Here is a 15,588-nt window from a genome sequence, read left to right on the forward strand (position 1 = left end):
GCGCCGCCGGGCGCACATCCCGGCCCCCGCCCTCAATCAAGGCATGTAGCAACCATCACAGAGACTAGCGATGGCTCAGCCGACGCACAGCCCAATCCCCAAGGCTCTGCACCGCTTGCACAAAGAAAATCAACACCAGCACCACCGCCAGCATGATCTCAGGCAGGAACCGCTGGTACCCATACCGGATCCCCAGATCCCCCAACCCGCCACCACCAATCGCCCCAGCCATCGCCGAGTAACCAGTCAGGCTCACGAAGGTAATGGTCAGCCCAGCGACGATGCCAGGCAAAGCCTCCGGCAGCAACACCTTCCAGACGATCTGGCTGGTCGTCGCCCCCATGGCCTGGGCCGCCTCGACCAGCCCATGGTCGACCTCGCGCAGCGCCGCTTCCACCAGGCGCGCGACGAAGGGCGCGGCGGCAATGGTCAACGGCACCACGGCAGCCGCCGTGCCGATGGACGAGCCCGTGATGAAGCGCGTGAACGGGATGATGGCCACCAGCAAGATGATGAAGGGCGTGGAGCGCACCGCATTCACCAGCCAGCCCACGAGCTTGTTGACGGGGCCGTTCTGCAGCACGCCACCGTGGTCCGTGAGGCGCAAAAACACGCCCAGCGGCACGCCGATGAGGCCGCCGACAAGACCCGAGATGCCCACCATGATGAGCGTTTCCCACAAAGACGAGGCAAAGAGTTCCAGCATGGCCGGAGTGAAATGGTCGAACATTGCGTGTGCCCCCTCAGGTTTCAATCGTGACTTCTTCGACGGCCACGCCGCTGGCGCGCAGGTGCTCCACGGCACCGCGCAGGCGCGCGGGCTCGCCGCTGGCGTACACGGCCAGCGAGCCGAAGGTCTCGTCCTGGATCTCGTCGACCTGGCCGTGCAGGATGCTCATGTCCACGCCGAACTCGCGGATTAACTGCGACAGGATGGGCTGGTAGGCGCTGTCACCCGAGTACGAGAGGCGCAGCAGCCGGCCCGCGTGGCCCGGCGCCGTGGTGGCCAGCTGGCCGGTGAGCTTGCGCACGTGGTCGAGCACGCTGGCGGGCAGCTCCTGGGGCAAGATCTCGTCGATCAGGCTCTTGGTGATGGCCTGCTCGGGGCGGGTGAACACCTCCAGCACGCGGCCCTGCTCCACGATGCGGCCGGCCTCGATCACGGCCACGCGGTCGGCCACCTGCTTGATGACCTGCATCTGGTGGGTGATGAGCACCACCGTGAGGCCCAGCTCGCGGTTCACCTGGCGCAGCAGGTCGAGGATGGAGCGCGTGGTCTCGGGGTCCAGCGCCGAGGTGGCTTCGTCGGACAGCAGCACCTTGGGCCGGCTGGCGAGTGCGCGCGCAATGCCCACGCGCTGCTTTTGCCCGCCGCTGATCTGCGCCGGGTAGCGGTTGGCCAGAGCCGACAGGCCCACCAGCTCCAGCAAGGGGTTCACCCGCTCGCGGATGGCGGCCTTGTCCATGCCCGCGAGTTCCAGCGGCAGCGCGGCGTTGTCGAACACGGTGCGCGAGGACAGCAGGTTGAAATGCTGGAACACCATGCCGATGTCGCGGCGCGCCTCGCGCAGTTGCGCGTCATTGAGCTTGGTGAGGTCGCGGCCATTGACGATGACCTCGCCCTGTGTGGGGCGGTTGAGCAAGTTGATGACGCGCACCAGCGAGCTCTTGCCCGCACCGCTCTTGCCGATGATGCCGAAGACCTCGCCCGGGTGGATGTGCAGGTCGATGCCCCTGAGGGCTTCCACCGGGCCTTGTGGGCCCGGGTAAATCTGGGTGATACCCCGTAAGTCGATCATGAAAAGTCAAAAGGCCGCCCTGCGCCTGTGGCACAGGTCCGGCCCTGGTTGGAAAGGATAAGGGAATGTACTATTGCGCCATAAGAAATCCAACTATAGAAAAATAAAGTAATAAGACATCAAAGTTATTTGGAAATTTCCCATGGGGTACCAGGACCGCCCGGGCCGTGCCGCCACCCGGCGCAGGACAGGCGGGATGCGGGGCCCCGCATCAATCAAGGCACAGCGCACGGGGGCTCGTCACCAAACACCACCCTGTTGCGCCCCGATTGCTTGGCGCGGTACAGCGCCGCGTCAGCCGCCGAAAGAAGGGCATCCAGGCTCGCTGGCAGGCGCGGCACATGCGCCACCCCGATGCTGACAGTGGAGACCAGTGGCGTGCCGTCTTCCAGCGTGGTGGCATGCGCCGCGCACGCATCGCAGATGCGCTGGGCGACCGTCTGTGCCACCTGCGCAGAGCCATCGGGAAGCAGTACCGCGAACTCTTCGCCTCCCAGACGGCCCAGCACGTCGGTTTCACGCAGGCAGCGGCTGACCAGTTGCGCAAAATCCGCCAGCACCAGGTCGCCTGCCGCATGCCCATGCACGTCGTTGACCTTCTTGAAGTGGTCGATGTCGAGCATCAGGGCAGCAAACTCCCGCTGACGCCCCACCGTATCGCGAAACAGTGCCTCAGCACGGTCCATGAAACCGGCCCGGTTGAACACCCCTGTGAGGTGGTCATGCGTGGCAGCGTGCTGCAATTGCCGCAGCGCTTCGTTGCGGGCAGCCATGACGCTGGCCACCGACAACGGAGCCAGCACCATCAGCGCCACACCGATGCGAAACGACTGCAGTTCGTATTGCCCGCCGAAGTCCGACCCAAGGTGCAGGTAGCCGACCGATACCGCCATCAGAGTCCATACGCTGCACAGCAGCGTGAGCACCGCCGTCACGAACAGGCTGTAGGTCAGGGCACACCACAGCAGGCCGGGCACCAGGTAGGAGACGGCACCCGGTCCGCTGATGACCATGCCCAGCGCACCGCCCAGAAACAAGGTCAACGCCGGCGCCATTTTCAGGAGATCCAGGCGCAGCACAACTTCGCGGCGCCGCTGGCCGCGCAGCGGGCGCCGCAAGGTCGGCATGGTCAGTATCACGGGCAGGATCACCAGATAATCGACCAACTCTGCCGTGAACCAGATCAGCATGCCGTCAGCGCGCGACCCATGGAAGAGCAGCGGGTTGATCACCATGCCCACCAGGCCGGCAGTCAGCGAGGCCATGGCCACGATGACGATCAGGTAGACCACCGACAGGGGTTGCAGCAGGCGCCGGTGGCCCAGCGGTATGCGGGAGAAAAGCAGGTAGCCCACGATGACACCGGCCATGTTGGCCAGTGTGAGCCAAGCCACCTTGGGCCAGGTGCCGCCCATGACCACATCGGCCAGGACAAAACCGGCAGCCGCGCCGCACCATGCCAGCACGGAAGTCGGCCGCAGCCGGCGCACCAGCACACCGAGCAAGACGGCATTGGCAGGCCAGAACGCCGCCAGCGCCCCGGTGGGCCGGGTCAGGATGCCCAACAGGGCAAAACCGAACACCAGGCTGCAGAGCAGCAGCGCATCCAGCGCGGACTCTCTGGCGATGGCAGGCCACGCCGGGGCTGAACCGGGGGGAGGTACGGATTCCTCTGTCATGGGCACCTCGGGGCCGCCAGATCCAGCACCACGCGGGACCGAGCCTGACCGCTTCCTTTATATCGGTGAACCGGCAGACCGCGTGCCCGCGCATACCCTCTTGCCTCCAGACCAGGGGCCGGGCATGCACCCCGGTACCGCGGGCCAGAACAACGGCCGTCAGGCAGTGACAGCCACCACCCGACCCTGGACCCTGCGCGATACCAGCACCCCCAGAACCACCACGCCCGCGGCGGCAATCGAGAACACCTGTGCGATCCAGCCCCGGTCCACGCTGGCTGCAACGGCCAGCACGCCCAGCGACTGGCCCAGGAACAGCAGGCAGGCGAACAGCGTGACGGCCGTTCCGCGCGCCTCGGGCGCCATCTGCGTGGCCTGTACCTGCAGCGTGTTGTGCAGCATGTAGAAACCCAGGCCGGCAAGAAAGCAGCCCACCACCGCCAGATGGACCAAGGGCGCCCAGGCCAGCAGCAGCAAGCCCGTGCCGATCATCAAGGCGCCCAGCAAGGCCAGGCCCTTCTCACCCAGCAAGGCCAGCCAGCGGCGCGCCATCAGGCTGTAGACCAGCCCGCCCACGCCATACAGCACCATCACGCCACCGGCAGCCGACGCCGACAGGCCGAAGCCATCGACCATGCGCGCCGGCACGAAGGCCATGGTGCCAAAGCCCAGGGCGCCTTCGACCGCAACGATGGCCAGCACCCAGCGCACGCGCGGCATGCGCAGCAGCCGACCCGTGGTCGCCAGGTAGGCCCGCAGCGAAAACGGCGCCGGCGCACCGGCACCCTCCCCCGACATGGCCGCACTGGCCTGTGCAACGCGCACCTGGCGCAGCAGCATGGTGGCGGCCGTGAGGAACAGCACGGACAGCACGGCGAACGCCCAGCGCCAGCCCAGGGCTTCCACCGCAAAGCCGCCGAACCATTGGCCCGCCATCATCCCCGATACCGTGGCCACCATGAGCCGGGCCAGCGTCTCCTGGCGCTGCTCGTAGGCCACGCTGTCCCCGATCCAGGCCATGGACAGCGGGATGATGCCGGCCGCCGCCGCGCCCATGAAGGCGCGCGAGGCCACCAGCACCGGCAGCGTGGGCGCCAGCGCGGTCACGGCGCTGAACAGCGCGCAGGCAAACGTGGCGCTCACGATCACGCGCAGCTTGCCCAGCCGGTCACCCAGCGGGCCGTAGAAAAGCTGCAGCACCCCGTAGGCCACGGCAAAGGCAGCGATCACGGCCGAGGCATCGCCCGTGGTGACCTGGAATTCGCTGGACAGCGCGACCAGCATGGGGTCGCAAATGCGCATGGACGCCATGCTGGCAAAGGCCGCCACGCCGATCAGGCGCAGCATCGTCGAGGAAGAAGTCATATGCGCCGATTGTGCGGCGCAGCGCGCAAGGCTGCTGGCAGCGCATCCAATGCCCCGGCACCAGGGGCCCCGGCGATCAAGCCTTGGCCGTATTGAAGCGCGTATCGAAGGTACCGCGCACATCCAGCCGCTGCTTGATCAGGCCGGCCGCCAGGTAGAAATCGGCCGTGCGCTGCTGGTCGGCCAGCACCTGGGCGTCGATGTCCTGCCAGCGCGTGGCGCGGCGCTCGAACTGCAGTTGGGCAGCGTCGGCCGGGATGCCGATGATGCGCGCCAGCGACTGGCCGAAGGGCTTGGCGTTCTGGTAGGACCAGACCTGGGCGCGCACCACGCGCTCCTTGAAGTCCTGCAGCACCGCGGTCTTCTCGGCCAGGGCCACCTCGGTGGCGGCCAGGTAGCTCAGGCCGGTCCACAGCCCGCGCCCGTTGACCAGCACGCGCGCGTGGCCGCTGGTTTCGGCCAGCGCGGTGTAAGGCTCCCAGGTGGCCCAGGCATCGACCGAGCCCTGGGTGAGCGCGAGCTTGGCGTCCGGCGGCGGGATGAAGCGCAGCTGCACGTCGTCGGCCTTGAGGCCCGCTGACTCCAGCACCTTCAGGGTCACGAAATGGCCGATGGAGCCGCGGTTGGTCGCAATGCTCTTGCCCTTGAGATCGGCTGCGGTCTTGAGCGGCGAGTTGGGCGCCACCAGCACCGCCGTGCCATAGGCATCCGACCGGCTCGCTGCAAAGGCCTTCACGCGGCTGCCTGCGGCCAGGGTGAACAGCAGCGGCGCATCACCGATGGGCCCGAAGTCCACGGCATTGGCGTTGAGCGCCTCGGCCAGCGGCGCCGCGGCCGGGAACTCGCTCCACTTGATGTCGTAGGGCAGGTTCTTGAGTTCGCCTGCGGCGTCCAGCAGAGCCTGCAGCCCGCCCTTCTGGTCACCCGCGCGCAACAGCACGCGCGACTGCGCATGCGTGAGCACCGGCGAGAGGAAGGAACTGGCGGCGACGGAGGCGGTGAGCAGGTGGTTGAATTGGCGGCGCAGCATGGTGGTGGTTGGTGAACGGAGGATCGTCAATCGGTGGGAACTGCCGCCATTGCAGCACCCAGGGCGCGCCCGGCCAACGAAGGCTTGCGGCCATGCATATGCGGTTTTCTCAGTAGCCGCGCGCCCGGTCCACAACGTCCTCCAGCGGCTGCCCGGCAAGAAAGCGCGACAGGTTGGCGACGAACTTGCGCGCCGTGACCTCGCCTGCGTCCTGCGCCGCCCACGAGACATGGGGCGTGAGCCGCACGCGCGGGTGGCGGTAGAGCCGGTGGCATTCGGGCAGTGGCTCGGGGTCGGTCACGTCGAGCGTGGCGCCCGACAGGCGCCCCTCGTCCAGGGCCTGCAGCAGCGCCTGCTGGTCCACCAGCGCGCCGCGCGCGATGTTCACCAGGTGCAGGCCGGGCCGGGCGTGGGCCAGGGTGGCGGCATTGAGCAGGTGGTGCGTCTCGGGCGTGATGGGCAGGGCCAGCACCAGGTGGTCCGATGCGGCCAGCAGTTCCTCGATGGAAGCGGCCGACTGCACGCCATCGACCGGTGCACCACCGCGCCGCAGTGCCGTGACCTGCATGCCGAAGGCCTGGGCCAGCCGCGCCACCTCGCGCCCGATGGCGCCGTAGCCGGCAATGCCCAGCGAACGCCCGCGCAAGGACCCGGAGGGTTGCCGGTCCACGCGCTGGAAGGTATCGCGCCAGCGGCTGGCGCCATCCACCTGCAGGGTGTCCCAGGCCTTCTCTTGGGCCAGCAAGGCGGTCAGCACGTACTCGGCGATCGGTACGGCGGCCACGCCGCGCGAGCAGGTGACCAGCGGCACGTCGAGCAGCCAGGGCGGAAAGAAATCGATACCGGCAGACGCCAGGTGCACCCACTGAATACGGCCAGGCCAGCCCGCGGGCGCCTCCACCGGCGCATCGCGCCAGCCGTTGCGCGGGCCGGTGAACAGCACGTCGACCTCGCCAGCACGCGCCCAGGGCGGCGCTGCGGGGTCGTCAGCCAATTCGACCGGCAACTTCGCCGAGGCCAGCAGCAGGTCTGCCGCTTCGCCGGTCTGGTTCAGGACCACCGTGGGCCGGAGGGCAAGCACGGCGCTCATGCGGCAGCCCCCTGCCCCAGGGCGGCCTTGCCGGCCGCCACGTGCACGCTGTCGTCCTGCGGCGTGTGGATGCGACCGCACAGCACATCGCGCAGATGGCGCTCCAGCGGATTCCTGCGTGCCAGCCCATGGTTGCTGGTGAGCGACAGCGCCACCTCCACCGCATGCACGGCGTTGTGGGTCACCGTGGACTTGATCAGGCCGCTGTCGACCGACGGCACCGGCGCACCGGCATCCACGTCGGCCGCCAGGCCGCGCAGCAGGCGATCGTTGGTGAGCAGCAGCCCTTCGAGCGTGCCCACGGCCTCCTGCACGCGCGGCAGGCTGGCCAGTGGCGCACCCAGGCTGGCGGGGGTGCGCGTGCGCAAAAAGTCGAGCAGCCACTCGCGCGCAGCCCGTGCCACGCCGGTGTACAGGCTGCCCAGCAGCAGCACCATCTCGGCCTGGGCCGCCGGGTCGCCGCGTGCCCAGTCCTGCGGCGGGCGCAGCTCCAGTGCCTGGCTGGCGGGCACGGGCACGCCGTCGAAATGCACGTCGTGGCTGCCGCTGGCGCGCAGGCCCAGGTGGTCCCAGGTGGGCTCGATGCGGATGCCGGGTGCGCCCGCGCGGACCAGGAAGGCACCGGTGCGCGGCGCCTCCTCGTCGGTGCGGGCCCACACCACGTACCAGCGCAGGATGGGTGCGCCGGTCGAATAGATCTTGTGGCCGCTGATGCGCCAGCCATCCCCCGCGCGCCGTGCCACGGTGGCAGGCAGGCCACCACGTGCGGGCGTGCCCAGCTCGGGCTCCACGCGCAGTGCATTGGCCAGCGAGACCTCGCGCACCGACTCCAGCACCAGTTGGCGCGCCAGCGCCTCAGGCCAGGGCGATCCGACCCGGCCCATGGCGCGCTGCTGCATGTACTGCATGGTCAGCACCAGCGCGGTGGCCGGGCAGCCCTGGGCCACGGCGCCAACCACCTCGCCCAGTTGGGTCAGCGAGGCGCCCTGCCCGCCCAGGTGGCGCGCCCCGGCCAGCGACAGCAGGCCGGCCTGCTGCAGTTCGGTGAAGTTGCGGTGCGGAAAGCTGCCCTCGCGGTCGTGCGCCGCGGCGCGCGCGCCGAACTCCACGGCCAGCGTGCGGGCCAGTTGCCCGGCGGTGAGCGGCGCGTTCACTGCAGCACCTCGGGGTGCTCGCGCACCACGATGTCGAACAGGCTCTTGAAGGTGAAATGCGCCCCGCCCGGCCCGCCGATCTGCGAATGCGTGTGGCGCGCCACCTCGGGGCGGATGGGCCGGGGCACGCCCGCGGCCTCGGCCAGCAACTGGGTGTGGCAGGCGTTCTCGAGCGCGATGTACCACCAGGCAGCGGCCTCCACCGAAGGGCCGGCCGTCAGGATGCCGTGGTTCTGCAGGATCACGGCCTTCTGATTGCCCAGGGCCTGACCGATGCGGAAACCCTCGTCGGTATCCAGTACCACGCCGGTGAAGTCGTCGAACAGCGCATGGTCCTCGTAGAAGATGCACGAGTCCTGCGTCAGCGGGTCGAGCCGGCGGCCCAGCGCCGACCAGGCCTTGCCGTAGGTCGAATGGGTGTGCGCGGCGGCCACGATGTCGGGCCGCGTTTCGTGCAGCGCCGCGTGGATGGCGAAGGCTGCACGGTTCAGCGGGCCGTTGCCGACCACGATTTCGCCCTGGGAGTTGACCAGCAGCAGGTCCGACACCTTGATCTGCGAGAAGTGCAGGCCCAGGGGGTTGACCCAGAAGTGGTCCGCCCACTCCGGGTCGCGCGCCGTGATGTGACCCGCCAGCCCATGGTCGAAGCCGTGCTGGGCGAACAGGCGAAAGGCCACGGCCAGGTTCTCCTGCCGGTGGCGGCGCTCGGCCTCCAGCGTGGGGCGTGCGGCCGGCGGGTCGAACCAGTCCTTGCGCTGGGGTACGGGATTGCGGGCGGGAAGGTTCGGCGCATGCAGCAGCGTGGCAGAGGAGGACATCGGGAGGCCTTGTGTCTGGGGGGAATGTGCTGCCCACCTTAAGGGCCGCCCCCGGTACCACCAACGAAGAAAAGCGCGTGTGCACATTCGGTTTTGGCATGAGGCCGGGTACACGCGGCAAGGCGCTGATTTTTCGCATATCGATGCTACGCAATGGTCGTTGGGGCCCGGGGCGCGTTGTCGGACCCTTGGCATTCCCGCAGAACGACGAAAGGACTTTCTCCATGCCATTGCCAACCACCTCCGGCACCCGCCGCCGCACCCTGCTGGGCGCCGGCCTGGGCGCTGCCACCCTGGCCACGCTGGGCGCGCCCGCGCTGGCGGCCGGCGCCACCGACCTGTCCAAGGTCACCCTGCGCATCGCCACCTACAAGGGCCTGTGGCGCCCCCTTATCGCGGCCAGCGGCCAGGGCCAGACGCCCTACCGCATCGAGTGGCGCGAGCTCAACAACGGCGTGCTGCACATCGAGGCCATCAACGGCGACGCACTCGACCTGGGCTCGGGCAGCGAGATCCCTGCCCTGTTCGCCGCACGCCAGAAGGCACAGGTGCGCTTTGTCGCCGTGGTGCGCGAGGACCTGAACAACCAGGTCACGCTGGCGCGCAAGGACGCGCCCATCCAGCGCATCGCGGACCTCAAGGGCAAGCGCGTGGGCTATGTGCGCGCGACCACCTCGCACTACTACCTGAGCCGGCAGTTGGCCGAGGCCGGCCTGTCGTTTGCCGACATCAACGCGGTGAACCTCACGCCGGCCGACGGCCTCTCGGCCTTCGACCGCGGCGACCTCGATGCCTGGGCCATCTACGGCTACAACGGCCAGCTGGCGCGCCTGCGCTATGGCGCACGCGTGCTCAAGACGGGCGATGGCTACCTTTCGGGCAATTTCCCGGTCTATGCCAACCCGAAGTCGGTGGCCGATCCACTCAAGCACGCCGCCATCAGCGACTACCTGCAGCGCCTGCGCCGCGCCTACCTCTGGGCCAACGGCAACTACCTGGCCTATGCGCGCGCGCAGTCGGAAGAGACGCGCGTGCCCGTGGGCGACCTGATAGAGCTGTGGAACAACCGCAGCACCGACTACGACCTGCGCGCCGTGGACGACGGCGTGGTCAAGGGCCACCAGGCCGTGGCCGACACCTTCCTGCAGCTGGGCGTGCTCGACGGGCCGGCCCAAGTGGCACCGCTGTGGGACCGCAGCTTCGGCAGCGCCATCGGCGCCCGGAGCGCCGCGCCCTCGCCCGCCTGATCACCATGCACTGCGGCGCCCACTCCTTGCGGAGGGGCGCCGCAGCGCCATGGATTCAAAAAAAGGCTCAGGCGACCTTCAACGCCACCTGGCCCGCTGCCTGCCGGTCGCGCTCTGCCACCTTGGCGCGCACCAGGGGCAGCAGCTCGCGGCCATAGTCGATCACATCGACCAGCGGGTCGAAACCGCGGATCAGGAAGGTGGTGATGCCCAGGTCGTAGTACTTGAGCAGCGCATCGGCCACCTGCTCGGGCGTACCGACCAGCGAGGTGGAGTTGGAGCGCCCGCCGATCTCGCGCGCGATGGCCGTCCACAGGCGCTCATCCACGCGGTCGCCCTTGGCGGCGTCGGCCAGCAGGCGCTGGGCCCCTTCGCTCTGCTGCGGGCCGACGCCGCGCGAGTAGCCCTGCTGCACGCGCAGGCGGCGCGTGTCTTCGAGGATCTGGTCGGCACGCGCCCAGGCCTCTTCCTCGGTCTTGCCCAGGATGGGGCGGAACGAGATGCTGAACTCTACCTCGCGCCCATGCAGCGTGGCCTCGGCGCGCACGCGGCGCACCAGCTCGCCGGCCTGGGCCAGCGACTCGCCCCACAGGGCATACACGTCGGCGTGCTTGCCAGCCACCTGCAGCGCCGGGGCCGAGGCGCCGCCGAAGTAGATCGGCACATAGGGCTGCTGCAGCGGCTTGACCTCGGACCAGACGCCCTTGGCACGGTAGTGGGCGCCTTCATGATCGAAGGGCTTGTCGGCCGTCCACACGCGGCGCAGCAGCTCCAGGTACTCATCGGTGCGGGCGTAGCGCTGGTCGTGGTCCAGGAAGTCGCCGTCGCGCTGCTGGTCCTCGTCGGAGCCGCCGCTGATGTAGTGCACCGCCAGGCGCCCGCCCGTGTAGTGGTCCAGCGTGGCCAGCTGGCGCGCGGCCAGGGTGGGCGCGACAAAGCCCGGGCGGTGCGCCAGCAGAAACCCGATTTTCTCGGTGACCGAGGCGGCATAGGCCACGGTGAGCAGGGTGTCCGGGCTCGACGAGCTGGCCGGCACCAGGATGCGGTCGAAGCCCGCATGCTCGTGCGCCTGGGCAAACACGCGCACATAGGCTGAATCCACGGCCGGGCCCTTGCGGGCAATGGTTTCAGAGACTTCGTGCGGCTGGATCATACCGATGAACTGGACGGGCATAGCGGGCTCCTGGTGGTCGAATGGGGGACTGCGCCCATCATCCGGAGCCCACTGCGCCCTGCCAACGAAGAAAACCGCGTTTGCAAACTCGGTGTCCGCATACCCGGTCTTCCCCGCCCGGCCACCGGGTAGAGTCATGGCATGGACCTGCGCACCCTTCGTTACTTCATCGCCGTGCTCGAAGCCGGCAGCCTCTCGCGTGCCGCGGGGTCGCTGTACGTGGCCCAGCCAGCACTCACCGCGCAGATCAAGAAGCTCGAGGCCGAGCTGGGCACGCAACTGTTCGACCGCTCGCACGCGGGCGTGACGCCCACGCCGGCCGGCATGCAGCTGTACGAGGACGCGCGCCGCTTGCTCTCGGACGCCGAGGCCGTGCGCGAACGCATCCAGCGCCTGCCGCAGGGGCCCGAGGGATCGGTGACAGTGGCGGCGCCCTTCCTGCTGGCCTCGCTGCTGCTCGGGCCGGTGCTGGCCCGCCTCAAGCACAGCCACCCGCGCATCCGCGTGTTCGTGCTCGACGACCTGAGCCTGATGGTGCGCAAGGCCATGCTTGACCGGCGGGCCGACGTGGGCATCCTGGTGGACACGCCGCAGCTCGACAACCTGCGCTGCACGCCGCTGGCGCGCGAGGCCATCTTCGTCTGCGGCCACGATGCCGATGGCACGGTGGCCCCGCTGCTGCGGCCTGCTCCGCGCGGGCGCGCGGCGGGCGGCCACCCCGAGATCGACTTTGCCCAGGCCGCGCAGTTGCCGCTGGTGCTGCAGTCACGCCGCTTCTCGATCCGCCAGAACGTGGAAGAGGCCGCCAGTGCCCTGGGCGTGGCCCTGAACGTGGTGCACGAGCACGACTCGGCGCGCGTGATCCGCTCGCTCTACCAATGCGGAGCGGGTTTCACCTTCACGCCCGCCTGCTCGCTGGCAGACAGCCCGCACCAAGACCAGCAGGGCTGGATCGTGGCCCGCGTCGTGCGCCCGCTGCTGCCGCGCGCCTACACCCTGGCGACCGCGGCGGACCGGGTGATCGATGCCCCGACCCAGGTGGTCATCGACGCACTGGTGCAGGAAACCACGCGGCTGGTGCGTTCCGGCGCCTGGCAGGCCGAGTTGCCGGTCTGATTTCCAGCACCCCTGGAGGCCGTCCAGGCCGGGTCTATCATTTTTATTGATGGATCAGCATCAACAAACGGTATTTCCTGTAGCAAGCCGTCTTCTGCAACAGTGCCTGGCATGCCATGCCGACACGGACATGGCGCATTCCAGGAGACCTATGCCACAGCCCGCCCTCCCCACCACCGCCGCCATCGCCAACGTCGGCGAACTCGTCTCGCGCAGCGCGCGGTCCCACGCGCGCCAGCTTGCCGTCACCAGCGCCACGCGCAGCCTCACCTATGCCGAGCTGGAGCAGCGCTCCAACCGCCTGGCCAATGCCCTGCGCGGCCTGGGCCTGGCGCGCGGCGACCGCGTGGGCATCTACCTGCCCAACTGCACCGAGATCGTCGAGATCGAGCTGGCCTGCTACAAGGGCGCCTTCGTCAAGGCCCCGTTCAACGCCCGCCTGTCGCCCGCCGAGGTGGGCGCGATCACGGCCAACAGCGATGCCGCGGTGATCGTGACCACGGCCGAGCGCGCCGAATCCTTCCGCGCCCACGTGGAGGGCGCCATGCCGCGCCTGCTGTTGCTCGACGGTCCGGCCGACACCTCCTACGAGGCAGCGCTGGCCGCCGCCAGCGATGCCTTCACGGCCGAGCGCGTCACGGCCGACGAGGTGGCGGTGCTGCACTACACCTCGGGCTCGTCGGGCGTGCTCAAGGCGGCCATGCAGACCTTCGGCAACCGGCTGGCGCAGCTGCGCAAGTTTCTCATGCGCTCTGACGGCATGCGCAGCGGCCACCTGCTGGGGCTGGTGGGGCCGGTCACCCATGCCTCGGGCATGCAGCTCGTGCCGGCGCTGTGCAGCGGCGTCACGATCCGGCTGTTTTCGGGCTTCGAGCCGGGCCGCTTCATCGCCGAGATGCGCGCCGAGCGCGTGACCCACACCTTCATGGTGCCCACCATGATCAACATGCTGCTGGCCGAGCTGGAGGGCCAGTACCGCCCCCTGCCCGACCTGCTGCGCCTGGGCTACGGGGCGGCGCCCATGGCGCCCGCGCGCATCCTGCGTGCCATGGACGTGTTCGGCCCGGTGCTGTCACAGGGCTATGGCGCGGGCGAGACCACCTCGGGCGTGTGCGGCCTGTCGGTGGAGGACCACCTGTTCGCCCGCGCCGCCCTGCCCGAGCGCCTGGCCTCGTGCGGCCGGCCCTTCCTGGAATCGCTGGTGGAGATCGTGGACGACGAGGGCCAGCCCGTGGCCCAGGGCGAGATCGGCGAGATCGTGGTCAGCGGGCCCGATGTCTTCGCCGGCTACTGGCGCGCGCCCGAACTCACGGCCGAGGTGCTCAAGGACGGCCGCTACCACACGGGCGACCTGGCGCGGGCCGACGACGAAGGCTATGTCTACATCGTCGACCGCAAGAAGGACATGGTGATCAGCGGCGGCTTCAATGTCTATCCCTCCGAGGTCGAGGCGGTGCTCTACCAGCACGATGCGGTGGCCGATGCCTGCGTTTTCGCCATCCCCGACGACAAATGGGGCGAGGCCGTGGCCGCGCACGTGGTGCTCAAGCCCGGGCGCGACGCGGACGCCGAGGCCATCGCGCGCTTCTGCGCACCGCTGCTGGGTGGCTTCAAGCGGCCGCGGCACATCGAGTTCGTGCCCTCGCTGCCCAAGAACCCCAACGGCAAGGTCATGCGCAAGGCCATCCAGGCGCTTTACTGGACCGGCCACAGCCGCATGGTGAATTGACAACCCCCTGAGTCGCTTCGCGCCTTCCCCCTGGAAGGGGACGCCGCCCCTGCGGCGGGGCGGCCCTTGCATGGCGGCACTGGCCCAGGCTGCGCCAGTTTCGCACGCAGCAGGCGATGCACAAGGCAACTCTGTCCAACGACAGAAGAAAGACAAACATGAAAACCGATTCCATCAACCCCATCCCCGCCCCGCTGTTCAACGTGCCTTTCGAAGGCTCGGAGCACGCAGCCGAGCTCATCGGCCGCATCAACGAGTTCCTGCATGGCGAGCTGGCCGCACTGGCGCGCGCCCATGGCACCGACCACGAGCACGGCGCCGACCGCGCCCTGCTGCAGCAGGTGTGGAAGCGCTCGCACGCGCTGGGCTTCTACGGCATGACCCTGCCCACGGCCATGGGCGGCCTGGGCCTGTCGGTGCTGGACCATGTGCTCATCAAGGAGGCCATCTACGCCAGCGGCTCGCCCTTTGCGCCCCATGTGTTCGGCGAACTGAGCGGCCCGCCGCGTGTCGGCGCGCTGGCCCGCCAGGCCACGCCCTACCAGATGCAGCAGTTCATCGCGCCCGTGGCCCGGGCCGACAAGGCCATCTGCTTTGCCCTGACCGAGGCCGAGGCCGGATCGGATGCGGGCGCGGTGCAGACGCGTGCGGTGCGGGACGGCGACAGCTTCGTCATCGACGGGCGCAAGCGCTTCATCTCGGGCTCGCCGTTCGCCGACTACGCGGTGCTGATGGCCTCCACGGCCAGCGATCCGGCCGAGCGCGAGGTCACAGCCTTCTTCGTGGACCTCAAGGCGCCCGGCGTGCGGGTGGAGACGGGCTACAAGACCATGGCCGGCCAGTCGTCCACCGGGGACATCGTGCTCGAAGGCTGCCGCGTGCCCGCTGCCAACCTGATCGGCGAGCCGGGCCGGGGCTTGGCGCTGGCGCTGGGGCGCATCACCGTGAACCGCCTGCTGCACTGCCCGGCCATGCTGGGCCTGGCGCAGCTGGCCTTGCGCGATGCGCGTGACTACGCGCTGCAGCGCCGCCAGTTCGGCCGCGCCATCGGCGACTTCCAGGCCATCCAGCACATGTTGGCCGACATGGCGACCGAGCTGTGCGCGGCCCGCGCGCTGATGCTGGGCACGGCGCGCCAGATCGACGCCGGCAGCGAGGCCCGGGCCGAGGCCTCGATGGCCAAGCTGTTCTGCTCCGAGACGGCGTTTCGCATCGCCGACCGGGCCGTACAGATCCATGGCGGCGAGGGCATCGTGCAGGGCCGGCGCGTGGAGTTCCTGTTCCGCATGCTGCGCATGTACCGCGTGCTCACTGGCACCAGCGAGATCCAGCGCAACACCATCGCCAAGGAGCTGCTGGCGCCGCCCGCCTGACCTCGTCGGCAAGC

General features: G+C 69.1%; 13 protein-coding genes. 4 read left to right on the top strand and 9 right to left on the bottom strand.

The genetic code is table 11. The features are described from left to right. Nucleotides 1-64: 64 nt before the first annotated feature. The 8 genes from PMI14_RS23370 to PMI14_RS23405 all read right to left on the bottom strand — a co-directional run bounded on the left by PMI14_RS23370 (nucleotide 65) and on the right by PMI14_RS23405 (nucleotide 8,935). Nucleotides 65-730 carry a methionine ABC transporter permease gene (locus PMI14_RS23370; RefSeq protein ID WP_007857964.1) on the bottom strand — a complete coding sequence of 222 codons (666 nt, stop codon included), beginning with the start codon at nucleotides 728-730 and terminating at the stop codon, nucleotides 65-67. A 13-nt stretch (nucleotides 731-743) separates the two neighbouring features. Then, nucleotides 744-1,799, bottom strand: a complete 1,056-nt coding sequence (locus PMI14_RS23375) for a methionine ABC transporter ATP-binding protein (protein WP_007857965.1) — start codon at nucleotides 1,797-1,799, stop codon at nucleotides 744-746. Nucleotides 1,800-2,014: 215 nt separating this feature from the next. After that, nucleotides 2,015-3,478 (bottom strand): GGDEF domain-containing protein, encoded by a 1,464-nt coding sequence (locus tag PMI14_RS23380; protein WP_007857966.1) that lies wholly within the window; start codon nucleotides 3,476-3,478, stop codon nucleotides 2,015-2,017. Between the two features lie 159 nt (nucleotides 3,479-3,637). Then, complete coding sequence (locus PMI14_RS23385) at nucleotides 3,638-4,843, bottom strand: MFS transporter (protein ID WP_035205356.1); 1,206 nt, start codon at nucleotides 4,841-4,843, stop codon at nucleotides 3,638-3,640. A gap of 76 nt (nucleotides 4,844-4,919) precedes the next feature. Then, nucleotides 4,920-5,873: an ABC transporter substrate-binding protein gene (locus PMI14_RS23390; protein WP_007857968.1), complete on the bottom strand. Its 954-nt coding sequence runs from the start codon at nucleotides 5,871-5,873 to the stop codon at nucleotides 4,920-4,922. A 109-nt stretch (nucleotides 5,874-5,982) separates the two neighbouring features. Further along, nucleotides 5,983-6,963, bottom strand: a complete 981-nt coding sequence (locus tag PMI14_RS23395; RefSeq protein WP_007857969.1) for a D-isomer specific 2-hydroxyacid dehydrogenase family protein — start codon at nucleotides 6,961-6,963, stop codon at nucleotides 5,983-5,985. Continuing rightward, nucleotides 6,960-8,117, bottom strand: coding sequence for an acyl-CoA dehydrogenase family protein (locus tag PMI14_RS23400; RefSeq protein ID WP_007857970.1), 1,158 nt, complete (start codon nucleotides 8,115-8,117; stop codon nucleotides 6,960-6,962). Before PMI14_RS23400 ends, PMI14_RS23395 begins: the two co-directional genes overlap by 4 nt. Further along, the gene (locus PMI14_RS23405; protein ID WP_007857971.1) at nucleotides 8,114-8,935 is read right to left on the bottom strand and encodes a class II aldolase/adducin family protein; all 822 of its coding nucleotides are present in this window, start codon (nucleotides 8,933-8,935) and stop codon (nucleotides 8,114-8,116) included. The genes PMI14_RS23400 and PMI14_RS23405 overlap by 4 nt, the downstream gene beginning before the upstream one ends. A gap of 224 nt (nucleotides 8,936-9,159) precedes the next feature. Here PMI14_RS23405 and PMI14_RS23410 point away from each other — a divergent pair, with 224 nt between their 5' ends. Next, nucleotides 9,160-10,182, top strand: coding sequence for an ABC transporter substrate-binding protein (locus PMI14_RS23410; protein WP_007857972.1), 1,023 nt, complete (start codon nucleotides 9,160-9,162; stop codon nucleotides 10,180-10,182). Nucleotides 10,183-10,249: 67 nt separating this feature from the next. On the opposite strand, the gene PMI14_RS23415 is transcribed toward PMI14_RS23410, so the two are convergent. Further along, nucleotides 10,250-11,356, bottom strand: coding sequence for an LLM class flavin-dependent oxidoreductase (locus tag PMI14_RS23415; protein ID WP_007857973.1), 1,107 nt, complete (start codon nucleotides 11,354-11,356; stop codon nucleotides 10,250-10,252). A gap of 141 nt (nucleotides 11,357-11,497) precedes the next feature. Here PMI14_RS23415 and PMI14_RS23420 point away from each other — a divergent pair, with 141 nt between their 5' ends. The 3 genes from PMI14_RS23420 to PMI14_RS23430 all read left to right on the top strand — a co-directional run bounded on the left by PMI14_RS23420 (nucleotide 11,498) and on the right by PMI14_RS23430 (nucleotide 15,574). Continuing rightward, complete coding sequence (locus PMI14_RS23420) at nucleotides 11,498-12,472, top strand: LysR family transcriptional regulator (protein ID WP_007857974.1); 975 nt, start codon at nucleotides 11,498-11,500, stop codon at nucleotides 12,470-12,472. A gap of 151 nt (nucleotides 12,473-12,623) precedes the next feature. Then, on the top strand, nucleotides 12,624-14,201 hold the full coding sequence (locus PMI14_RS23425) for an AMP-binding protein (protein ID WP_007857975.1): 1,578 nt from the start codon (nucleotides 12,624-12,626) through the stop codon (nucleotides 14,199-14,201). Between the two features lie 158 nt (nucleotides 14,202-14,359). Then, nucleotides 14,360-15,574, top strand: coding sequence for an acyl-CoA dehydrogenase family protein (locus PMI14_RS23430; RefSeq protein WP_007857977.1), 1,215 nt, complete (start codon nucleotides 14,360-14,362; stop codon nucleotides 15,572-15,574). Nucleotides 15,575-15,588 lie beyond the last annotated feature (14 nt).

The organism is Acidovorax sp. CF316, from assembly GCF_000276605.1.
In the GTDB taxonomy this organism is placed as follows: domain Bacteria; phylum Pseudomonadota; class Gammaproteobacteria; order Burkholderiales; family Burkholderiaceae_C; genus Acidovorax.

Coding starts and splice junctions, on each gene's coding strand:
- PMI14_RS23420 (WP_007857974.1), top strand. CDS start 11,498: ATGGACCTGCGCACCCTTCGTTACTTCATCGCCGTGCTCGAAGCCGGC.
- PMI14_RS23415 (WP_007857973.1), bottom strand. CDS start 11,356: ATGCCCGTCCAGTTCATCGGTATGATCCAGCCGCACGAAGTCTCTGAA.
- PMI14_RS23410 (WP_007857972.1), top strand. CDS start 9,160: ATGCCATTGCCAACCACCTCCGGCACCCGCCGCCGCACCCTGCTGGGC.
- PMI14_RS23430 (WP_007857977.1), top strand. CDS start 14,360: ATGAAAACCGATTCCATCAACCCCATCCCCGCCCCGCTGTTCAACGTG.
- PMI14_RS23375 (WP_007857965.1), bottom strand. CDS start 1,799: ATGATCGACTTACGGGGTATCACCCAGATTTACCCGGGCCCACAAGGC.
- PMI14_RS23370 (WP_007857964.1), bottom strand. CDS start 730: ATGTTCGACCATTTCACTCCGGCCATGCTGGAACTCTTTGCCTCGTCT.
- PMI14_RS23380 (WP_007857966.1), bottom strand. CDS start 3,478: ATGACAGAGGAATCCGTACCTCCCCCCGGTTCAGCCCCGGCGTGGCCT.
- PMI14_RS23390 (WP_007857968.1), bottom strand. CDS start 5,873: ATGCTGCGCCGCCAATTCAACCACCTGCTCACCGCCTCCGTCGCCGCC.
- PMI14_RS23395 (WP_007857969.1), bottom strand. CDS start 6,963: ATGAGCGCCGTGCTTGCCCTCCGGCCCACGGTGGTCCTGAACCAGACC.
- PMI14_RS23385 (WP_035205356.1), bottom strand. CDS start 4,843: ATGACTTCTTCCTCGACGATGCTGCGCCTGATCGGCGTGGCGGCCTTT.
- PMI14_RS23405 (WP_007857971.1), bottom strand. CDS start 8,935: ATGTCCTCCTCTGCCACGCTGCTGCATGCGCCGAACCTTCCCGCCCGC.
- PMI14_RS23425 (WP_007857975.1), top strand. CDS start 12,624: ATGCCACAGCCCGCCCTCCCCACCACCGCCGCCATCGCCAACGTCGGC.